Origin of the sequence: Ruegeria lacuscaerulensis, from assembly GCF_013034745.1 — a bacterium.
Taxonomy (GTDB): domain Bacteria; phylum Pseudomonadota; class Alphaproteobacteria; order Rhodobacterales; family Rhodobacteraceae; genus Ruegeria; species Ruegeria lacuscaerulensis_B.
On the sequence record NZ_WQGP01000003.1, the window covers coordinates 201,444 to 222,333 of the forward strand.

Genomic DNA, 20,890 nt, shown 5'->3' on the forward strand with positions numbered 1-20,890 from the left:
CGCATGGGCATGAACACGAGCAACGAGCTTTTCAGCGTATTCAGTGGCCTGAGCACTGCAAAATCAGAAACCACGGACAAGCGCTTTGCCGACCCGGTCTGGGACAGCAATCCGGCGTATCGTGCTCTCAAGGAAAGCTACATTGCCTGGTGTCGCAATGCCATGAAGGGCATCGACGACCTGGATCTGGACCACCGTGACACAGAACGTCTTCGTTTGCTCACCAACACCTTTTTGGACACCTGGTCGCCGACCAATGTGCTGATGGGTAACCCCGCGGCGATGAAGAAAACTCTGGAAACTGGCGGCGAAAACGTGGTGGCCGGGTTTCGGAACTTCATCGATGATGTCGTCAATAACAACGGGATGCCATCCTCGGTTGACCGTTCGAAATTCACCGTCGGAGAAAATCTGGGCATCACAAAAGGGGATGTCATCCACCGCGACAGCCTGCGCGAGTTGATTCAATACGCGCCCCAAACCAAAAAGATCAAAGCTACGCCGATCCTGATCGTGCCACCTCAGATCAACAAGTTCTATGTCTGGGATTTGTCACCCGAGCGGAGCCTTGTCGAATTTCTGGTGCGCGAAGGCTTTACGGTTTTCATCGTATCGTGGCGCAACCCTGGCCCAGAAGACGCTGACTATGGGCTTGACGATTATGTCCGTTCTCTGGACGAAGCTTCGGAAATCGTGGCCAAAGTCACTGGTTCAGACAAGATCCACGTCGCGGGCGCCTGCTCGGGTGCGGTTGTCAGGGCTTCGGCCAGTCCAAGATACATCGACCGATCGATCGCATTTTTTTTGCCGGGGTTCGACATCGTTATACGCAGGGTAGAACCCAGTTTCTCGGTCGCGACACCTTGCGTGGCTGTATTTTCGTTCGTCATTTTCATTTCTTTCGCAGGTTTATTTTCGGGTTGTCTGTTAGGCAGCGTTATAACCAGCCAGGCGTTCGCTGATGATCTGATCAGCCTCGGACATGACGCGGTCCAACAGCTCCTGGCAGGACGGCACGTCATTGATCAGGCCAACAACCATGCCGCAGGACCAAGCACCGCTATCCATATCCCCGCCCTGCATGATACCCGGGTAGACACCGGCCACTTCGTCGATGATGTCTTCGAACTGAATTGTCTCACCCTTTTCTTTTTCCTTGGCCAGAATGCGCTCGACCGCCGGGTTGGTCATGACCCGTTCCGTGTTGCGCAGCGGGCGCATGACAAGGCGCGTGTCCAGTTCGGTCGCCGCGACGATGGCGTCCTTTACGTTCTGATGCACAGGCGCTTCCTTGGTGGCAACGAAACGCGTACCCAGATTGATACCCGACGCCCCCATAGCCAACGAAGCCACCAGTGAGCGGCCATCGGCCTGACCGCCGGACGCGACGAAGGGGATCTCCAACTCATCAGCGGCGCGGGGCAACAGGATCATGTTGGGCACGTCATCCTCGCCCGGATGCCCGCCGCATTCGAACCCGTCAACAGATACGGCATCGCAGCCGATTTCCTGCGCCTTGAGAGCATGGCGAACCGAGGTACATTTGTGGATCACCTTGATCCCTGCATCCTTAAGATACGGCATAACCTGCGCCGGGTTGCGCCCAGCCGTTTCTACCACTGTGACGCCACCGTCGATGATCGCCTTGATCAGGGCCGGGTAATCCGGCGCGTTGACGGTTGGCAGAAACGTGACGTTCACTGCAATAGGTTTGTCGGTCATATCCTTGCAACGCGCGATCTCATTTGCCAGATCGGCGGGCGTTTTCTGTGTCAGTCCAGTGATCGTTCCCAGACCGCCAGCATTTGAAACGGCGGCTGCGAGTTCGGCAAACCCGACATAGTGCATCCCGCCCTGAATGATTGGGCGTTCAATGCCAAAGAGTTCGGTAATTTCGGTTTTCATGGCCTTGGCCTCCGTGATGAGTCTGTTGTTGGCACCGCCTCTCAGGTGCCTCAGTTTTTGCGATTGGGGGCGGCACCGCCGCCCCTTACCCCAGTTTTGATGCACCTAGCCAACCTGAACGTCAGATGAAAACAGGTGTTCGGCCAGCGTTTCCCCGACCTTTGAAACCGTTGCTCCGTTCTGTCCCGAAAGTGCTAAAGGTGCGTGCATCCTGTACGCCGTTTTTCTATTCGCGATACGGTGTGTCATACCGGATTCTGGCGGAAAGCATGGCGTGACGTGGGGTCGAACTGGATTGCCGGTTCACTAGACGTCGGATCAGCCGGGTGTACTGTCACGACGGGCCAGAGAATGCCGCTTCACCTGAAAACCCTCACGATTGTCAAATTTTTCAAGATAGAGCTGTCGTTCCCTTGTGTCTGGTCGGAAACCTACAACCAGAGCATATGTTAACAGGCACGGTTTTCTTCAGGAGCACACATGAGCAATACGTATTTCGCACCAAAAGGTGGGCATCCCGGACAAGACCAGTTGCTGACAGATCGTGCCGTGTTTACTGACGCCTATGCCGTCATCCCTAGGGGCACGATGCGGGACATCGTCACCAGTTTTTTGCCCTTTTGGGAAGACACGCGACTGTGGGTCATCTCGCGCCCGCTGAGCGGCTTTGCCGAAACCTTTTCGCAATACATCATGGAAGTTCAGCCCGGCGGAGGCTCTGACCGGCCCGAGACCGATCCCGAGGCGCAAGGCGTCTTGTTCGTGGTCGAAGGCAACGCGACATTGCACGCCGGCGGTACCACCTATCAGCTCACCCCCGGTGGCTATGCCTATCTGCCTCCTGAAACCGATTGGACCTTGCGAAACCACGGTGAGGACACTTTGCGATTTCATTGGATCCGCAAGGCGTACGAAGCTGTAGAAGGGCTGGGCACACCTGATATCCTTGTTCTCAACGAAAACGACATTGCGCCAACACTGATGCCGGGCACGGATGGCAAATGGGCGACAACGCGATTTGTAGACCCAAACGACTTGCGACACGACATGCATGTGACCGTCGTGACTTTTGAACCCGGCGCGGTCATCCCCTTTCTTGAGACGCATGTGATGGAACACGGCCTGTACGTTCTTGAGGGCAAGGCCGTTTATCGCCTGAACAATGACTGGGTCGAGGTCGAAGCCGGGGATTATATGTGGCTGCGCGCCTTCTGCCCTCAGGCATGCTACGCAGGTGGGCCAGGGAAATTCCGGTACTTGCTATACAAGGACGTGAACCGCCACATGGCGTTGCGGACTGGACCCGCAGCGTTTCCACGACATCAGCGCCTTAGGTCCGCGGCAGAGTGACGACACCCCCGATCGCCTGCGTCAATTGATGGGCTGCCTCGATGACGGGGCGGCTTAGTCGCTCGATCTCGGCTTCGCTCACACGGCTTGTTGGCCCGGACACCGATATCCCGGCCACCGCCTCTCGATTGATATCGAACACGGGTGCTGCAATGCATCTCATGCCCGTGTTCTTTTCTTCGTTATCAATCGCGTAGCCCTGCGATCGGATGGCTACCAGATCCTCTTTCAGTGCATCCGGCTGCGTAATCGACCGATCCGTGAATGCCTGCAACTCGGCGGCGGCCAACAAGCGATCCAGCCGATCTTCATCCATATAAGCCAACAGAGCCTTCCCAATACCCGAAGCATGCATCGGGGACAAAGTGCCCGGAGGAAAAAATGCACGGATGCTGGCGTGTGTTTCCACCTGGCTCAGAAATAGCACCGCCCCTTCTCTCTCGACGCCCAGATTGGCGGTCTCTCCAGTCGCTTCCATCAGCTTTCGCATGACGGGCCGTGCCCGATCAACAAGGCTGGTTCGTCTAAGAAACCGCGAGCCTATAACAAAGGCGCGCGGGCCAATATGCCAGACTTGTTCATCACGATCGAATTCGACAAGCCCCCTGCCCTCCAGCGTCACCAGAATACGATAAACCGTTGCTGGGGACTGCTTCATTTCATCGGACAGCGTCGTCAGAGCCTTCCCTTGCGCTTCGCTCAGATATTCGAAAACCTCCATCGCCCTATCCAAGGACTTGATGGTATTTTGCGCGGTCTTGTCATCCCATCCTCGGGGTCTTCCCCTGGCTTTGCGACGGGACTCAGGCTCATTGTTCCGGAAATCCATAAAATACCTTTGATCTGTTTTGAAAGCTTAATTCATGATATGAAAAATGTAAGCATCTGACAACTATAAGATAAATGCCATTATCTGTATTTTGAAAAGTGTTTTCAAAATAATTTCCCGACGAACGCCTTGGTCGTATTGTTTGGTCAACGACGGAAGGAGACCACCCATGAGCTTTCAAAACCCCGTTTTCATTCCGGGTCCGACCAATATCCCCGAGAGCCTGCGCAAGGCCTGCGATATGCCCACGATCGACCACCGCTCGCCGCTGTTTGGGCAAATTCTGCATCCCGCGCGTGCCAGTGTTCAGAAAATCCTGAAAAGCAAAAGCGCCGAGGTTTTTATCTTTCCGTCCAGCGGGACTGGCGGCTGGGAAACCGCTTTGACCAATACCCTTTCAGCCGGCGACAAGGTTCTTGCAGCGCGCAACGGTATGTTCAGCCATCGCTGGATCGACATGTGTCAACGTCACGGGTTGAATGTGAAAATCGTTGAAACCCCTTGGGGCCAGGGCCTGCCCGCCGACCACTACGAAGAGATTTTGACCGCGGATGCGAACCACGAAATCAAGGCGGTTCTGGCCACGCACAACGAAACAGCAACAGGCGTAAAATCGGATATTGCTGCCGTGCGCAAAGCATTGAACGCCGCCAAGCACCCCGCCATGCTGTTTGTCGATGGAGTTTCGTCCATTGCATCCATGGATTTCCGCTTTGACGAATGGGGCGTAGACGTTGCGGTGACCGGATCTCAAAAAGGATTCATGCTGCCCGCCGGGCTTGCCATTGTAGGCTTTAGCAAAAAAGCGATGGAAGCGACCAAAACCGGCACCTTGCCCCGCACGTTTTTCGACGTGCATGACATGGCCAAGGGTTACGCCAACAATGCCTATCCCTACACGCCCGCCGTCGGGTTGATGAACGGTCTCAATCAGGCTTGCGACATGTTGCTGCGTGAAGGTCTGGAAAACGTCTTTGCCCGCCACTACCGCATAGCTGAAGGTGTTCGCGCCGCCGTGAGCGCCTGGGGGTTGGAGCTTTGCGCAGCCAACCCATCGGTGTATTCAGACACCGTCAGCGCGATACGCACGCCGAACGGCTTTGATGCAACAGACATCGTTACCCATGCCGCCGAAAAATATGGCGTTGCTTTTGGTGTCGGGCTCGGCGAGGTCGCCGGTAAGGTGTTCCGTATCGGGCACCTTGGCAGCCTGACCGATGTCATGGCGCTGTCCGGCATCGCCACAGCTGAAATGTGTATGGCCGATCTGGGACTGAACATCCAATTGGGCTCGGGCGTTGCGGCTGCACAGGAATATTATCGCGGTCATCCAGCCGTCGCGCAGAAGGACGCTGCATGATGAAGGATTGCACGATGTATATCCCGACCTACGAAGATATGCTCGACGCCCACAGCCGGATCGAGCCCTACATCCGCCGCACCCCGGTTCGAACCTCGGACTACCTCAATGAACTGACCGGGGCGCAGTTGTTCTTCAAATGCGAGAACTTCCAGGAACCCGGCGCCTTCAAAGTGCGCGGGGCTACCAATGCCGTGTTCGGCCTTAATGAGGAACAGGCAAAGAAGGGCGTCGCGACACATTCGTCTGGCAATCACGCCTCGTGCCTCTCTTATGCTGCAATGAAGCGGGGCATACCGTGCAATGTCGTCATGCCGCACACCGCGCCACAGGCAAAAAAGGACACGGTTCGCCGCTACGGTGGAAAGATAACGGAATGTGAACCCTCTACCTCGTCGCGCGAAGCGACATTTGCCGAGGTTCAAGCAGCGACGGGCGGCGATTTCGTTCACCCGTATAACGATCCAAGGGTGATCGCCGGGCAAGGCACATGTTCGCGTGAATTCATAGAACAGACGGACGGCATGGATGCTGTTGTTGCCCCGATCGGAGGTGGCGGCATGGTGTCTGGGACGTGTCTGACTCTTTCGACCTTAGCGCCCGAGACTGCAATCATCGCAGCCGAACCCGAGCAAGCCGACGACGCCTATCGCAGCTTCAAAGCAGGGCACATTATCGCCGATGATGCTCCAAAGACAATCGCCGACGGTCTTCTTGTCCCCCTGAAAGATCTCACGTGGCACTTCGTGTCGAACCACGTTTCCGAAATCTACACGGCCACGGAACAGGAGATCATCGACGCAATGAAGCTGACGTGGAAACACCTTCGGATCGTGATGGAGCCGTCCTCGGCCGTTCCATTGGCCACGGTACTGAAGAATCCAGACGCGTTCAAAGGCAAGCGGGTCGGTCTGATCATCACCGGTGGCAATGTCGATCTAGACAAGCTGCCCTGGCTGACTGTGTGATCACCCCCGACAGACATCAATCCCGATATAGGAACACGGAAATGAAAGACATGACCAATCTCGACGAATTCGAAGTCGGCTATGACATTCCGGCCAAGCCCGGAATGGATGAAGCCGATATCCAGACCCCTAGCCTCGTGCTGGATCTCGATGCACTGGAACGCAATATCAAGAAAATGGGCGACTATGCAAAAGCGCATGGTATGCGCCATCGCGTGCACGGGAAAATGCACAAATCTGTGGACGTTGCAAAACTTCAGGAAAGGATCGGTGGCGCCGTTGGTGTTTGCTGTCAGAAAGTTTCCGAAGCGGAAGTTTTCGTTCGCGGTGGCATCAAGGATGTTCTGGTATCAAATCAGGTGCGTGACCCCGCCAAAATCGACCGTCTTGCCAGCCTGCCAAAGCTGGGCAGCCGCATCATCGTCTGCGTGGACGATGTGGACAATGTCGCAGACTTGTCTGGCGCGGCCGTCGATCACGGGACGCAATTGGAAGTTTTTGTGGAAATCGACTGCGGTGCCGGGCGTTGCGGTGTCACGACAACCCCAGAAGTGATCGAGATTGCCAAAGCCGTAGTAGACGCCGAAAATCTGAAATTCACGGGCATCCAGGCCTATCAAGGCGCGATGCAGCATCTCGACAGCTACGAGGCGCGCAAAGAAAAGCTCGACACGGCGATTGCCATGGTCAAGGACGCTGTTGAAGGGCTGAAGGCGGAAGGCATTGAATGCGAATTGGTCTCGGGTGGCGGTACCGGATCTTATTACTTCGAATCCAACTCGGGCGTGTATAACGAGTTGCAGTGTGGGTCTTACGCTTTCATGGACGCCGATTACGGCCGTATTCTGGACAAGGACGGCAATCGCATCGACCAAGGAGAGTGGGAGAACGCCTTTTTCATCCTGACAAGCGTTATGAGTCACGCCAAGGCTGACAAGGCAATCGTTGATGCCGGCCTCAAGGCACAGTCGGTTGATAGCGGCCTGCCGGTCGTCTATGGGCGCGACGATGTCGAGTATATCAAATGTTCGGACGAACATGGCGTCGTCATGGACACGGACGGGGTACTCAAGGTCAACGACAAGCTCAAGTTGGTTCCGGGGCACTGTGACCCGACCGCGAACGTGCATGATTGGTATGTCGGCGTGCGCAACGGTAAGGTTGAAACCGTGTGGCCCGTATCTGCCCGCGGCCACGCGTATTGATGCCCGACACCCAATAGCAGGCAAATCCGGCTCAAAAAGCAGCCCGACAAGTCGCCCGTGTGCGTTCGCTTCCTTCCAGAGACGCACACGGGCGCGTGAATTCTGAGTGGAGAACAACATGTTGATCGTACCCGAGCGCGAAATCGGTGACCTGATGACCCGACAAGCCGCCTTTGACGCTGTCGAAAAGGTTTTTGCTGCAATGGCCGCTGGCGATGCCTACAATTTTCCCGTTGTTCGGGAAGCCATCGGGCACGAAGATGCGCTTTATGGCTTCAAAGGCGGCTTTGACCGCGCCGGCCTTACGCTGGGTTTGAAAGCAGGGGGCTATTGGCCGAACAACCTGGAAAAGCGCGGGCTTATCAACCACCAGTCCACCGTTTTCCTGTTCGATCCCGACACCGGCAAACCTTCGGCCATGGTGGGTGGCAATCTTTTGACCGCACTGCGCACTGCGGCGGCATCCTCAGTGTCGATCAAGCATCTCGCGCGCGCGGATGCAAAAGTGATCGGTATGATCGGCGCCGGCCATCAAGCCGCCTTTCAGCTGCGCGCAGCACTCGAGCAACGTGCATTTGAAAAGGTCATTGGCTGGAACTACCACCCGGAAATGCTGCCCAACATTGAAAAGGTCGCCAATGAATCAAGCGTTCCATTCGAAGCGGTAGAACTCGACGGAATGACCGAAGCAGATGTGATCATCTCAATCACCTCGGCCTTTTCTCCTTCGCTCATGGCCAACCATGTCAGCCCTGGAACGCATGTCGCCTGCATGGGCACCGATACCAAGGGAAAGCAAGAAGTTGAAGCCGCGTTGTTGGCAAAAGCATCCGTCTTCACGGACGAGGTTGCGCAATCCATCACAATCGGCGAGGCGCAGCATGCCGTGGCCGAGGGCTTGATCAAGGAAAGCGATGTGGCACAGCTGGGCGCGGTTATCAACGGCACGAATTCCGGCCGGATATCGGACGATCAGATCACCCTGTTCGATGGCACCGGAGTTGGACTTCAGGATCTAGCGGTGGCCGCGTCCGTTGTAGAGTTGGCCGTAGATAAAGGGATCGCTATCGACGTTGATTTCTGAGGGTCAAGGGAAACATCCGACACAGAACTAGTTGCACAAAAAGCTTGGCCACCGGTTCTTTTTCCGGTGGCTTTTTTTAGTCCATGATCATGAACGGCTCGGGGAACCAATATTCCTCAAGGTTGGGCCCGCTGCCAATTCTGTCCACGACCGCAAATAGACCCGGATCGTGAAGCGGTGTCAGCACGCCATGCCAGGTGTTGCGGTGGTAGTTCACGCCCTGCCCCGGCGTTGTTTTGAAAGCCTCAGGCCTCGCGGGGATGCCATCTTCATCACTAGCGACGACTACGACGAAGGGTTTGTCCGACAATGGCAGAAACGCCTGACTGCCGTCTGGGTGACGTTCAACCATTTCCAGCTTAATCGGAAGGCTGAAAGCCTTGGACTGAAACACGCTAATCCCGGCGCGACCGCCGTTGAAATCAAGCAAGGCACGGTCGTGATATCGAGCACAATTGCCTTGATTGATGTATTTGTCCGCGTTGCCAGACACCTCGATGACATCACCAAAGGGCGCGAAAACTTGCGACGTCAAGGGCCGGAGTTTCAGCGCAACCGTCATCCCGCAAATTTCTCGATCAAGCGCAGTTCTGCAATCCGCTCGACCTGGCGGCAGGCTTCGGCAAATTCGGTGTCCCGGTCGCTGTCGATGCGGCGATGGAATGCGTCAAGGATGCTTGCCTTCGTGTTGTCTTTGACCGCGATGATGAAAGGGAAACCAAACTTGGTGGTATATGCCTCATTCAGCACGGTGAACGTTGCGCGCTCATCATCGGTTAACATATCCAGACCGGCCCCGGCCTGTTCGGCGGTGCTTTCCTTGGTCAGCCGTCCAGCGGCAGCCAGCTTGCCGGCCAGATCTGGGTGGGCCGTCAGGACATCAAGCCGTTTCTCGGAAGGTGCCGTTCGAAAAACCCGCGCAAGTGCGTTGTGGACGCCAGCTGCATTGTCATGGGTTGGCCCCAGCTCAAGCTCATATGCGCCTTCCGCAATCCACGGGCTGTGTTCAAACACTCCGCCAAATTCGGACACAAAGGTAGACTGGTCCATTTCGGACGGGGTCAGGCGTTGCATGGGGGGGTGTTCCTTTGCCCAGTGGTCGGCAATCTGTTCGCGCGTTGCGAACCAGACGCCATCATGTTTCTTGAAATAGTCCAGCGCACGTTTCAGTGCCATCGCGCGACCTGGCCGACCAATCAATCGACAATGCAATCCAATCGAAAGCATTTTCGGCGCCCCTGCCTCACCTTCGGCATAGAGCATGTCAAAACTGTCTTTCAGATAGCTTTCAAACTGTTCGCCATTTGTGAAACCTGCCTGGATCGCAAAACGCATGTCGTTGCAGTCCAAGGTATATGGCATGATCAACTGATCTTTGCCTCCGGCCTTGGTCCAATATGGCAGATCATCCGCATAGCTGTCAGCGATATACGCAAAGTCGCCTTCCTGGGCAGCCAGATCGACCGTATTCATCGAACAGCGGCCCGTATACCAACCGCGCGGAGGCTGGCCGGTAACTTCAGTATGCAAGCGGATGGCTTCACGGATTTGAGCACGCTCTTCCTCCGGAGCCATATCCTTATGTTCAATCCATTTCAGCCCGTGACTGGCGATCTCCCATCCTGCATGCTTCATTGCCGCAACTTGCGCAGGAGCACGCGCCAAGGCAGTAGCAACCCCATAAACGGTTATCGGCAGATCCTGCAAAAGGTGATGCACACGCCAGAATCCCGCGCGACTGCCGTATTCATAGATCGACTCCATATTCCAGTGCCTCTGCCCCACCCACGGGGCGGCACCGGTGACCTCCGAGAGAAACGCCTCAGAGGCGGGGTCACCATGCAATATGTTGTTTTCACCGCCTTCTTCATAGTTCAATACGATTTGAACCGCGACTTTGGCACCATTTGGCCAGTTCGCTTTGGGCACTCGCCCAGCGTAACCGGTCATATCTCGTGGATAAGGCTTCACGTCAGTTTCCTTCTACTTGAATTGATCAATACCCCAGATAATTCGAGATATTTTTCAAAAAATACGAAAAACAGCTTCGGACAGTCTGCCTTTGCCCATTGGCAAGAAATAAGATTAGTAACTGGGTGACTTGAGGAGTAGCGCAAATGACTGGTTACCTAACCACCCACGTCCTAGATACCGCGCGGGGCTGCCCCGCCCAAGGGTTAAAAATCGAGCTTTTCCGCATCGACGGCACAGATCGCAGTTTACTGAAAACATTGGTTACCAACGATGACGGCAGAACTGACGAACAAATATTGCCCGAAGCTGAGTTTTCGACAGGCGAGTTCGAGTTGATCTTTCATGCAGGCGCATATCTCGACGCGTCCGGTACCCCGCCCGAGGACCCACGTTTTCTAGATGTGATACCCATTCGCTTTGGGATGTCCGAAGACTCGCATTACCATGTGCCTTTGCTTCTTTCACCCTTCGGGTATTCAACCTATCGCGGCAGCTGAGTAGTTTACCGAGAAGTATTGGCCGCAGCTATGGATGATCCAATACGTTCAATGATGAACTCCATGAAAAGCCGCGTCTTGGGGTCCTGCATGCGACGATGCGTAAACAGGCACGCCATCTGAATCGGTTCCGGGGGTGTTTTTTCGGCCACCGGGACCAGTTTTCCCGACTTAAGATGCTGGAAAATTTCAAATATCGGTTTCAACGCGATCCCGTGACCAGCAAGAGCCCAATCGGTTAGCACGTCACCGTCATCTGACTCATAGCGTCCCGAAACGCGAAACCGCTTTGGCCCGGAAGAGGTTCTTAGCAGCCATTGAAACTCGGTCGCGCCCGGAAAGCGCAGGCTCAGACACTCGTGGTTGTCGGCGATAATGTCATCACCGCTTTCAGGCATTCCGCGGCTTTTGATGTATTTCGGAGATGCACAGAGAACCCGCTCCACATCCGCTATCTTGCGAATACGCAAGTTGCTGTCTTCCGGCTGACCAAGGAAAAACGCCAGATCCAGCCCTTCGGTCGTCAGATCCACCTTTCGATCTGTCAGCCTGAGCCTTACATTCACCTCTGGATATTCAGCTAGAAACTTTGGCACTTGCGGCGCGATCAAGCGGCGTCCGACCCCCAACGGGGCGGCAACATAAAGTGACCCTTTCAGGTTTTCTGTAATATTAACGATCTGCGCTTCTGCTCTTTCGACCGCCTCAAGAATTTCAGCAGCCCCCCGGTAGAACGATTTTCCCTGCTCGGTCGGGGTCAGGCTTCGTGTGGTGCGCTGAAACAATCGCACGCCCAGATGCTCTTCCAGTTGGGATATTCTTGCCGATGTCACAGCTGGAGAAACCCTCAGATCGCGACCTGCCGCAGACATGCTGCCCAACTCGTAAACCCGGACAAAAGTTCTGATGTTATCTAGGTATGACATTTTTTTGCATTTTTTGATACTGCTTGGTCTTTGCTAGCAATACCAGAACAAATCGGACTCGCATAGAGTGCCGGAAAAAGGATACTGAGGAGCAATGCCATGTATGACCTAGCCGTAATCTGGGAGTGGGTCGCCTTTTCTGTCCGCTGGCTGCACGTGATCACTGCGATGGCGTGGATTGGGGCGTCTTTCTATTTTATTGCGCTTGACCTCATGCTTAAACCGAACGCTGCGCTGCCGGATGGTGCCTATGGAGAAGAGTGGGAAGTCCACGGGGGCGGATTTTACCACACCGTTAAATATCTGGTCGCACCCGCCAGCATGCCCGAGCACCTGACCTGGCACAAATGGCAGAGCTACACGACATGGCTTTCAGGAGCGGCATTGCTGATGATCATCTACTGGGTCGGAGGCGAGTTGTTTCTGCTTGATCCTACCAAAGTGGATCTGGCGCTGTGGCAGGGGATCTTGATCTCTGGCGGGTCACTGACAATTGGCTGGCTCCTTTATGATTACATGTGCAAATCCAAGTTAAGCGATCATCCCACCCTTCTCATGCTGCTCTTGTTTGTGATCCTCGTGATCATGTCCTGGGGCTACAATCAGATTTTCACCGGACGCGCGGCGCTGTTGCACCTTGGTGCGTTCACAGCCACCATCATGACGGCCAACGTGTTCTTTCAGATCATGCCGAACCAGCGAATTGTGGTCGAGGACCTCAAGGCAGGTCGAACACCGGACGCAAAATACGGTAAGATCGCGAAGGTTCGTTCCACCCACAACAACTATCTGACATTGCCTGTCGTGTTTCTGATGCTGTCAAACCATTACCCGTTGGCCTTCGGGACCGAGTATTCGTGGATCATTGCCAGCCTGATTTTCCTGACGGGCGTGACCATACGGCACTACTTCAACACGATGCACGCAACTGGCAAGGGGCCGCATTGGACCTTGGGTGTTACGGTCATTCTTATGGTCGCGATCGCCTGGTTGTCTTCCGTTCGATCCGGCGAGACTTGGGAAGACGCAGAAGCGCGCGAACTGACGCCGTACGAGCAGAAATTTGCCTCAGCCGCCGGATTCGAGGCCGCATATGACACCGTGCTGGGCAATTGCTCTATGTGTCACGCTCGAGAGCCCGTCTATGGCACGATGAAATGGGCGCCCAAGAAGGTCTACCTTGAAACACCCGGCGACGTCGCCCGACAGGCCGACCAGATTTATCTTCAGGCAGGGATCAGTCACGCGATGCCGCCGCCATCCGCGGTTCAAATGGATGATGAAGCGCGCAAGACGATCATAGCATGGGTAAAGGAAGTCAGGGCTCAGTAAAACCAGACAGTACCAACCAGCGAAGGCGAAATCAGTCTAGTTACTGATCTCGCTTGTTTTCAGTGAGACACGAAAAATCGCTTACTGTTCTGCGCGATATGTTCGACGAACAAACGCACCTTGGGGTCCTGAAGCTTTTTGTGCGGGTATAAACACCCAAAAATCGTCGGCACTGGTGGCGTCTTTGGAAGGACCTCGACCAACTGTCCATTCACCAGGTATTCCCGCACGTCAAATCGGGGCTTGTTGACAATCCCCTTTCCTGCCAGCGCCCAATCCGTCAGCACGTCCCCATCATCGGCGTCGTACTTGCCGCGGACTTCCAACTTTCGAGGACCCATATCGGTATTGAGAGACCAAAAATATTCGGGCGATCTGGGATAGCGCAGCAATAGGCAGTTATGCGTCGGCTGTAGCAGGTCGTCTGGAGTATTGGGCACGCCGAAGTTGGACAGGTAGTCAGGCGACGCGCAAAGGACACGGTCGCAATCCGCGAATTTTCTCAGCTTCATGGTGGAGTCGCCGGGCTCTCCTATGAAGAACGCGATATCCAGGCCATCGGCCATTATATCCACTTTGCGGTCGGACAGGCGCATGCGAACCTCTGTTTCCGGGTACAGATCCGAAAACTCCGGGACCAGCGGCGCAACGATTCTACGACCGACACCCAATGGTGCGGTGATGCGAATTGCACCTCGGGGGGCGTCGGAAAAGCTGGCCACCCGCGCTTCGGCATGATCAAGCGCCAGCAGGACCGCTTTGGCTTCCTCGTAGAATACGGAACCAACTTCGGTCGCCGTCATCGAACGGGTTGTTCTGTTGAACAGCCTCACGCCCAAATGGTTTTCCAACTCTTTCAACCGCTTGCTAGCCACCGCCGGAGTCAACCTCAGATCGCGCCCACCAGACGTGATGCTTCCCAGCTCCATCACTCTGACAAAAACCCGCAAACTTTCGATGTATGACATTTAACCCTCCCGATGCGGTCAGATTGCGCTGAGGGCCTGCTTTTTTCAATGATGTGTTGAAAGTATTTTCCATTTCCGACGATTTTAAGACTCAATCGTTGACTCTATGGTCCCCCGGTCACCTCCAAGCAGGCAGGGAGTAGGGAGAGCTTCATGACGTTTCGTACCGACATTCGTTTTGTCCTGAACGGCAGGGATGTGACCGTTCCAAGCGTGTCAGCAAACCAAACTCTGTTGGACTTTTTGCGACTGGAGCAACGGCTGACCGGCACAAAGGAAGGCTGCGCCGAGGGCGATTGCGGCGCATGCACTGTACTTGTCGGACGGCTTGGAAAGGCAGGTCTTACCTACGTGCCAGTTAATGCCTGTATTCGCTTTCTTGCGTCTGTAGACGGGTGTCATGTTGTGACGGTTGAACACCTTTCCGGGCCCAATGGACGCCTGCATCCGGTTCAGCAAGCCATGATCGACCATCACGGCAGCCAGTGCGGCTTCTGCACACCGGGCTTTGTGATGGCCCTGTACGCGCTTTGGATGAAAACGCCAGAACCGAGCAAAGAACAGGTCGAAACTGCCCTACAGGGTAATCTTTGCCGCTGCACCGGATATGAACCGATTGTACAAGCCGCGATAGCCGTCAGTCGCTATGGCACCCCAGCATCGGATCATCTGAATACCGAACGTGAAACCATGACATTGCGCCTGGCTGCGCTGAAGGACGGATTGCGGGTCGTTTCTGGCCCAGAGGATAACCTGAGTATCCTTCCTGCCTCTGTCGATGACCTGGCCGTCTGTCTGCAAACCTATCCAAAAGCCACGATCATTGCAGGGGCTACCGATGTTGGTCTTTGGGTCACCAAGTTTCTACACAAAATTGGGCCGGCGATCTTTATCGGTCATCTTGAAGACCTGCAAACAGTTGAACGACAGGGTTCCTTCCTCCTGATAGGAGCTGGCGCAAGCTACACCGATTGCCAAGAGCACCTGTCCAAGCACTTGCCACACCTTTCCCGGTACTGGGATCGCATTGCAGGATGGCAAGTGCGGAATATGGGCACGGTCGGCGGCAATATCGCCAACGGGTCGCCCATCGGGGACACGCCACCAGTGCTGATCGCGCTCGACGCCGAGATCACATTGCGTCGCGGTTCGGATATCCGGGCATTGCCACTCGAGGCTTATTTCCTTGAATACGGCAAACAAGACCGCCAACCGGACGAGTTTGTCGAAAGCATACGCGTTCCTCTGCCGAAACCCAATGATCTGGACGCGGCCTACAAGATTTCCAAACGCCGCGATGAAGACATTTCATCGGTCGCGGTCGGTATCCATATTTCGGTCGCGGACGGCATCATCAGCGATGCGCGCCTTGCATTCGGTGGCATGGCCGCCACTCCTAAGCGGGCCTCTGCCACGGAAACAGCTTTAAATGGCCAGCCTTGGTCCCGCGAAAGCTTTGAGACCGCCGCTGCGGCACTGGCGCAGGATTTCTCTCCGCTCACGGATTGGCGCGCATCTTCAGATTACCGAATGCTGACCGCGCAAAATCTGCTGCTCAGGTTCTTTCTTGAAAACGACGCCGAAACAACTGGCCCTTCGCAGCTGGCCTGTGTCTGACAAGGAGACCCACAATGAAAGACAACGTTTCCATTATTGGCGCGCCGCACACAAACGTTAACCACGACAGCGCAGTCAAGCATGTCACCGGACGCGCCGACTATACAGACGATATCGCGCTGCCCGAGGGCACTTTGCACGCGTATCTCGGTGTCTCAGACGTAGCACATGCCAAGCTTATAGGCATTGATTTCGCAGACGTTCTGGCAGTGCCCGGCGTGGTCGGGGTGATAACTGCAAATGACGTGCCAGGGGTCAACGACATCAGCCCGACACATCTGAATGATGAACCCGTTTTTCCGACCGACACTATTCAGTTTCACGGCCAGCCGTTGTTCGCAGTGGTCGCCGAGACCCGTGACATCGCGCGGCGCGCAGCGGAGTTGGCAAAGATAGAATATAAGGCCTTGTCGCATGCACTGGATCCGATTGCGGCGCAGGAAGCCGGGTATCCGCATGTAACAGCACCGCTCAAGCTGGAGCGCGGCAACGTAGACGCGGCACAGGAAACGGCCCCAAACAGAATCAAGGGTCGGATGCGGGTTGGTGGGCAGGATCATATGTATCTTGAAGGCCATATCGCCTTTGCCCTTCCGGGTGAGGACGATGACGTGGTCGTGCATTGCTCGACGCAGCATCCGTCGGAAGCACAGCACATGGTGGCCCATGTGCTTGGGGTGCCTTCCAATGCAGTTGTGGTCAACGTGCGCCGCATGGGCGGTGGTTTTGGCGGCAAGGAAAGCCAGATGAACCTGTTCTGCGCCGTGGCTGCCATAGCTGCGAAGAAGTGGAACCGAGCGGTCAAAATCCGGCCCGACCGGGATCAGGACATGACCGCCACAGGCAAACGCCATGACTTTGTAATCGACTATGACGTTGCCCATGACGACGACGGCCGCATTCAGGCCGTCGATGGCTGCTTTGCCGCGCGCTGCGGGTATTCGGCAGATCTGTCAGGTCCGGTCACCGACCGGGCGTTGTTTCACGCAGATAACGCGTATTTCTATCCAAATGTGCGTCTGAACAGCCGCCCGATGAAAACCAATACGGTGTCTAATACCGCCTTCCGCGGGTTCGGAGGGCCTCAGGGCGTGATCGCCGCTGAGCGGATGATCGAAGAAATCGCCTATGCCACGGGGAAAGACCCGCTGGATATTCGCAAGCTTAATTTCTACGGCTCAGGGGAACGCAACATAACCCCATACCATCAGAAGGTTGAAGACAGCATTCTCGACCGGCTGGTCGGAGAGTTGGAAGAGACATCACAGTACCGCCAACGCCGTCAGGACATCATCGCGTTCAACAAGACCTCTGCTATTCTGAAGAAAGGCATCGCGCTGACGCCGGTCAAATTCGGCATCTCGTTTACGGCCACATGGTACAATCAGGCCGGGGCGCTGGTGCATGTCTACAACGATGGATCGATCCATCTGAACCATGGCGGCACCGAAATGGGGCAAGGCCTGAACACCAAGGTCGCGCAAGTTGTGGCCGAGGCCTTTCAGGTCGATTTCAGCCGGATCAAGATCACCAAAACAACCACTGAGAAAGTTCCCAACACCTCGGCTACTGCGGCGTCAAGCGGGACGGATCTGAACGGTATGGCCGCCTTGAACGCGGTTGAGCAGATCAAAGAGCGTCTGGTGAAATTCGCCTCCGAAACCTGGGGGGTCGCGCCTAACGAAGTGGTCTTCCTCGCCAACCAGGTACATATCGGTCAAGATGTTCTGCCCTTCGAGGCCTTTATCAAACAGGCTTATCTAGCGCGCGTGCAACTGTCCGCAGCGGGGTTCTATAAAACCCCAAAGATCCATTGGGACAGAGCAAAAGGACAAGGCCGCCCGTTCTATTACTATGCCTATGGTGCCTCCTGTTCCGAAGTGACGATTGACACGCTGACAGGTGAATATCGGGTTGAACGCACAGATGTGCTGCATGATGTCGGACGTTCACTGAACCCGGTTCTCGACAAGGGTCAGGTTGAAGGCGCCTTTCTTCAGGGCATGGGCTGGCTAACCACCGAGGAGCTTTGGTGGGATGATGCCGGTCGCCTGCGCACCCATGCACCTTCGACGTACAAAATTCCGCTCGCATCGGATCGCCCGCGCATCTTCAATGTGAAGCTTGCCGATTGGTCCGAGAACCGCGAATTGACGATCAAACGGTCCAAGGCTGTTGGCGAACCACCATTCATGCTGGGAATTTCGGTGTTCGAGGCGCTGTCGATGGCGGTCGCTTCTGTCGCCGATTATCGGGAATGCCCTCGTCTGGATGCTCCGGCCACGCCGGAACGTGTGTTGATGGCCGTTGACCGTTTGCAGAAAAGCACTTGAGCCATGAACTCTGCCTTGTCCCTGAAAGAGTTTCTGTCCGCACAGCACAGCGTGATCTGCATCGCGCTAACGCGCGTACGCGGGTCCTCGCCGCGCAATGAGGGGACAGAAATGTTCGTAGCCCTCGAGGCGCTTTGGGGCACCATAGGCGGCGGGCAATTGGAATTCATGGCCATCAATGCCGCGCGGAAGATGCTGGCTGATGGGGTTCTGCATCAAAAGATGGATGTGCCGCTGGGGCCCGAGATCGGCCAATGCTGTGGCGGACGGGTCGAGTTGAAACTGAACCGTATGCGCGCATCAGATAGGCACTCTGTTACGGAACGGGCGGCGCGTCATGATAAAACTTTGCCCCATGTTTATGTGATGGGCGCCGGCCATGTCGGACGTGCACTGGCCAACCAGTTTCAGCATTTGCCTGTGCGTTGCATTCTTGTTGATACAAGACCCGAGGAAATCGAACTTTGCTCGGCGAAAGTCGAAACTCGCGTAAGCGCAATCCCGGAATTCGAAATTCACGGTGCACCCGAAGGCAGCGCATTTGTCGTCCTGACCCACGATCACGGGCTGGATTTCCTGCTTACAACTGCAGCTCTTGAACGTCAGGACGCCGCCTATGTAGGCATGATTGGATCTGCGACAAAGCGGATAAAGCTCAGGAATTGGGCGCATAGACACTGTGACGGACAGTCCATCGAACATTTGAGATGCCCCATTGGGGCCAGCGGTAGCCGCGACAAGCGGCCCAGCATCATCGCCGCCTTCGTGGTATCCGAGGTGATGGCTGAACTGACCTCTGAAACTGCCGCGACCGCCCCGACCGGGGCAAACCAAGCGCCCCTCGTGGGCCACTATCACAACCGGAAAGGGAGATTGGCCTGACACTTGTCGGGCTATTCCGGTCATATCAGAGGAGGAAACCGTCATGGACGGGAGGACCTACGAATATAAGCTGTTTACGCGCAGCGATTTCAGCGCTTTTTGGGCGCTTTTTACTGACAACCTGGTAAACTTGCTGATCCTGTCTGGGGTCTGTCAATTCGTGTTCCAGATGCCGGCCGACATCGTGTATGGCCGTATCGTTCCAGGTGCGGCGATTGCAATTTTGGCCGGGGTCGCTGTTTACACCTATCTTGCCAAATATGCGGCAACCTTAAAGGGTGAAGATGTCACCGCGTTGCCTTACGGCATCTCGACACCGGTCATGTTCGTCTACCTTTTTGGTGTGATCGGGCCGATTTATTGGGCGACCAACGACCCAATGCTGGCTTGGCAAGTGGGCATCGGCGCCGGTTTCATGGGGGGCATCGTCGCGGCATTGGGTGCCATCGTGGGACCTTACCTCAAGCGCATTACCCCACGCGCGGGGATGTTGGGCACGCTTTGCGGGATTGCCTTGGTCTTTATCGGCTCCGTGCCGCTAGCCGAAGTTTTCGAGAACCCCATCATTGGTTTCACATCGCTGCTGTTCATTCTCTGGGGTTTGATCGGTCGTTTTCGCCTTCCGGGCAACGTTCCGGCCGGGTTGGTTGCGATTGCTGCCGGTACGGTCATTGCCCTTGTTCTGGGCGAGTCCAAAATTGACACAAGCGGTATCGGATTCTACCCCCCGATCCCCTATATCGGAGACCTGATCGCCGGTGTGCAGTACCTGTTCGCCAACCCGGAACTGTTCCTAGTTCTGATCCCAGTCCAAATTTACAACTTCATCGAAACCATGAACAACGTGGAATCGGCCGAAGCGGCCGGGGATCACTATCCGGTTGGGTTGTGTCAGGTTACCGATGGTGCAGGTACGATGCTGGGGGCTGTGTTCGGTTCGCCGTTCCCTACCACCGTTTACATCGGTCATCCGGCGTATAAGCGACTTGATGCACACGCAGGATATATCGTGGGCGTCGCGGTCGTGATTGCCGCTGCTGCCTTTGTCGGTTTTCTGTCTTTCCTTGCAGGGTTGATCCCGATTGCCGCTGCAGCACCGGTATTGGTGTTTGTCTCTGTCAGCCTGATCACCAATACCGCCTGGGCCGTAAAACCGATGCACATGGCAGCCGTATCTTTCGCGATCTTGCCGCACATTTCGGCATTCTTGATGGTCAAATGGGGATCACTGATGAATGCACTGCGCAGCTCAGGCGTCGAGGGGCTTCCTTCGCTTGGTGACGAAGGCCTGACGGCCGCACTTCTCATGGAAGGGGCGCATTACGAGGGGCACCTTGCCCTGAGCCAAGGCGCGATCATCACAGGGCTGATCTGGGGTGCGATAGTGGCTGACGTAATTGATGGCCGCTTTCGGATGGCCGGAGCGTTCGCTCTGGCAGGTGGCCTTATGTCCTCGGTTGGGATCATTCATGCATACACGTTGCAGATGCCTCAGTTTGACGGGATCACCGTCGGCTACCTGATCGTCGGAACCTTCCTTTACGTGTATCCGATGCTCGCACCGAAAGGAGATCTGGAGCACCGCGTGATCGTCCCGGATGAACCTGACTTCATCGACGACAACACGCCGGCGCAGCAGGCCTGATCCGCATTGGGGCAG

Annotated in this window: 18 protein-coding genes and 1 pseudogene; 12 read left to right on the top strand and 7 right to left on the bottom strand. The window is 55.6% G+C overall.

All coding sequences use genetic code 11. From position 1 onward, the window contains the following. Positions 1-9 precede the first annotated feature (9 nt). Positions 10-522 (top strand): annotated as a pseudogene (locus GOV79_RS22635) (class I poly(R)-hydroxyalkanoic acid synthase); the annotation flags it as partial. Positions 523-659: 137 nt separating this feature from the next. Here GOV79_RS22635 and GOV79_RS07145 read toward each other — a convergent pair. Both GOV79_RS07145 and GOV79_RS07150 read right to left on the bottom strand, forming a co-directional pair. Continuing rightward, a complete protein-coding gene (locus tag GOV79_RS07145) occupies positions 660-890 on the bottom strand; it encodes a hypothetical protein (RefSeq protein ID WP_170789022.1) in 231 nt (76 codons plus the stop codon). Positions 891-927: 37 nt separating this feature from the next. Then, entirely contained in the window at positions 928-2,010 is a 1,083-nt protein-coding gene (locus GOV79_RS07150) for an NAD(P)H-dependent flavin oxidoreductase (protein ID WP_331252408.1), read from the bottom strand. Positions 2,011-2,385: 375 nt separating this feature from the next. Between GOV79_RS07150 and GOV79_RS07155 the strand changes: the two genes are divergently transcribed. Then, positions 2,386-3,255, top strand: coding sequence for a bifunctional allantoicase/(S)-ureidoglycine aminohydrolase (locus GOV79_RS07155; RefSeq protein WP_170789237.1), 870 nt, complete (start codon positions 2,386-2,388; stop codon positions 3,253-3,255). Here the strand turns inward: GOV79_RS07155 and bhcR are convergent. Further along, positions 3,236-4,084 carry an HTH-type transcriptional regulator BhcR gene (gene bhcR / locus GOV79_RS07160; RefSeq protein WP_170772054.1) on the bottom strand — a complete coding sequence of 283 codons (849 nt, stop codon included), beginning with the start codon at positions 4,082-4,084 and terminating at the stop codon, positions 3,236-3,238. The two genes, GOV79_RS07155 and bhcR, sit on opposite strands and share 20 nt — an antisense overlap. A 169-nt stretch (positions 4,085-4,253) precedes the next feature. Between bhcR and bhcA the strand changes: the two genes are divergently transcribed. The 4 genes from bhcA (at position 4,254) to bhcD (ending at position 8,701) form a co-directional block, all read left to right on the top strand. Then, positions 4,254-5,444 carry an L-aspartate--glyoxylate aminotransferase BhcA gene (gene bhcA, locus GOV79_RS07165; RefSeq protein ID WP_170789238.1) on the top strand — a complete coding sequence of 397 codons (1,191 nt, stop codon included), beginning with the start codon at positions 4,254-4,256 and terminating at the stop codon, positions 5,442-5,444. Beyond that, the gene (gene bhcB / locus GOV79_RS07170) at positions 5,444-6,412 is read left to right on the top strand and encodes a beta-hydroxyaspartate dehydratase BhcB (protein WP_170789444.1); all 969 of its coding nucleotides are present in this window, start codon (positions 5,444-5,446) and stop codon (positions 6,410-6,412) included. The genes bhcA and bhcB overlap by 1 nt, the downstream gene beginning before the upstream one ends. 41 nt (positions 6,413-6,453) lie before the next feature. Further along, positions 6,454-7,617: a 3-hydroxy-D-aspartate aldolase BhcC gene (gene bhcC / locus GOV79_RS07175; RefSeq protein WP_170772052.1), complete on the top strand. Its 1,164-nt coding sequence runs from the start codon at positions 6,454-6,456 to the stop codon at positions 7,615-7,617. Positions 7,618-7,735: 118 nt separating this feature from the next. Further along, positions 7,736-8,701 carry an iminosuccinate reductase BhcD gene (bhcD, locus tag GOV79_RS07180; protein WP_170789239.1) on the top strand — a complete coding sequence of 322 codons (966 nt, stop codon included), beginning with the start codon at positions 7,736-7,738 and terminating at the stop codon, positions 8,699-8,701. A 76-nt stretch (positions 8,702-8,777) separates the two neighbouring features. Here bhcD and GOV79_RS07185 read toward each other — a convergent pair whose 3' ends face one another. Next, positions 8,778-9,263 (bottom strand): ureidoglycolate lyase, encoded by a 486-nt coding sequence (locus GOV79_RS07185; RefSeq protein WP_170789240.1) that lies wholly within the window; start codon positions 9,261-9,263, stop codon positions 8,778-8,780. Next, positions 9,260-10,672 (bottom strand): allantoinase PuuE, encoded by a 1,413-nt coding sequence (puuE, locus tag GOV79_RS07190; protein WP_170789241.1) that lies wholly within the window; start codon positions 10,670-10,672, stop codon positions 9,260-9,262. The genes GOV79_RS07185 and puuE overlap by 4 nt, the downstream gene beginning before the upstream one ends. A 146-nt stretch (positions 10,673-10,818) precedes the next feature. On the opposite strand from puuE, the gene uraH reads away from it, so the two are divergent. Continuing rightward, the gene (uraH, locus tag GOV79_RS07195) at positions 10,819-11,172 is read left to right on the top strand and encodes a hydroxyisourate hydrolase (protein ID WP_170789242.1); all 354 of its coding nucleotides are present in this window, start codon (positions 10,819-10,821) and stop codon (positions 11,170-11,172) included. A 5-nt stretch (positions 11,173-11,177) separates the two neighbouring features. On the opposite strand, the gene GOV79_RS07200 is transcribed toward uraH, so the two are convergent. Next, entirely contained in the window at positions 11,178-12,098 is a 921-nt protein-coding gene (locus GOV79_RS07200) for a LysR family transcriptional regulator (RefSeq protein ID WP_170783379.1), read from the bottom strand. Between the two features lie 99 nt (positions 12,099-12,197). Here GOV79_RS07200 and GOV79_RS07205 point away from each other — a divergent pair, with 99 nt between their 5' ends. Beyond that, on the top strand, positions 12,198-13,430 hold the full coding sequence (locus GOV79_RS07205; RefSeq protein ID WP_170789243.1) for a urate hydroxylase PuuD: 1,233 nt from the start codon (positions 12,198-12,200) through the stop codon (positions 13,428-13,430). A 59-nt stretch (positions 13,431-13,489) separates the two neighbouring features. Here GOV79_RS07205 and GOV79_RS07210 read toward each other — a convergent pair whose 3' ends face one another. Then, positions 13,490-14,398, bottom strand: a complete 909-nt coding sequence (locus GOV79_RS07210; protein ID WP_170783375.1) for a LysR family transcriptional regulator — start codon at positions 14,396-14,398, stop codon at positions 13,490-13,492. Between the two features lie 153 nt (positions 14,399-14,551). Here GOV79_RS07210 and xdhA point away from each other — a divergent pair, with 153 nt between their 5' ends. Genes xdhA through GOV79_RS07230 form a run of 4 tightly spaced genes read left to right on the top strand, consistent with a single transcriptional unit; the run spans position 14,552 to position 20,875 of the window. After that, a complete protein-coding gene (xdhA, locus tag GOV79_RS07215; RefSeq protein ID WP_170789244.1) occupies positions 14,552-16,015 on the top strand; it encodes a xanthine dehydrogenase small subunit in 1,464 nt (487 codons plus the stop codon). A gap of 14 nt (positions 16,016-16,029) precedes the next feature. Then, a complete protein-coding gene (xdhB, locus tag GOV79_RS07220) occupies positions 16,030-18,348 on the top strand; it encodes a xanthine dehydrogenase molybdopterin binding subunit (protein ID WP_170789245.1) in 2,319 nt (772 codons plus the stop codon). Between the two features lie 3 nt (positions 18,349-18,351). Then, complete coding sequence (gene xdhC, locus GOV79_RS07225; RefSeq protein WP_170789246.1) at positions 18,352-19,230, top strand: xanthine dehydrogenase accessory protein XdhC; 879 nt, start codon at positions 18,352-18,354, stop codon at positions 19,228-19,230. A gap of 43 nt (positions 19,231-19,273) precedes the next feature. After that, complete coding sequence (locus tag GOV79_RS07230) at positions 19,274-20,875, top strand: xanthine/uracil/vitamin C permease (RefSeq protein WP_170783367.1); 1,602 nt, start codon at positions 19,274-19,276, stop codon at positions 20,873-20,875. Positions 20,876-20,890 lie beyond the last annotated feature (15 nt).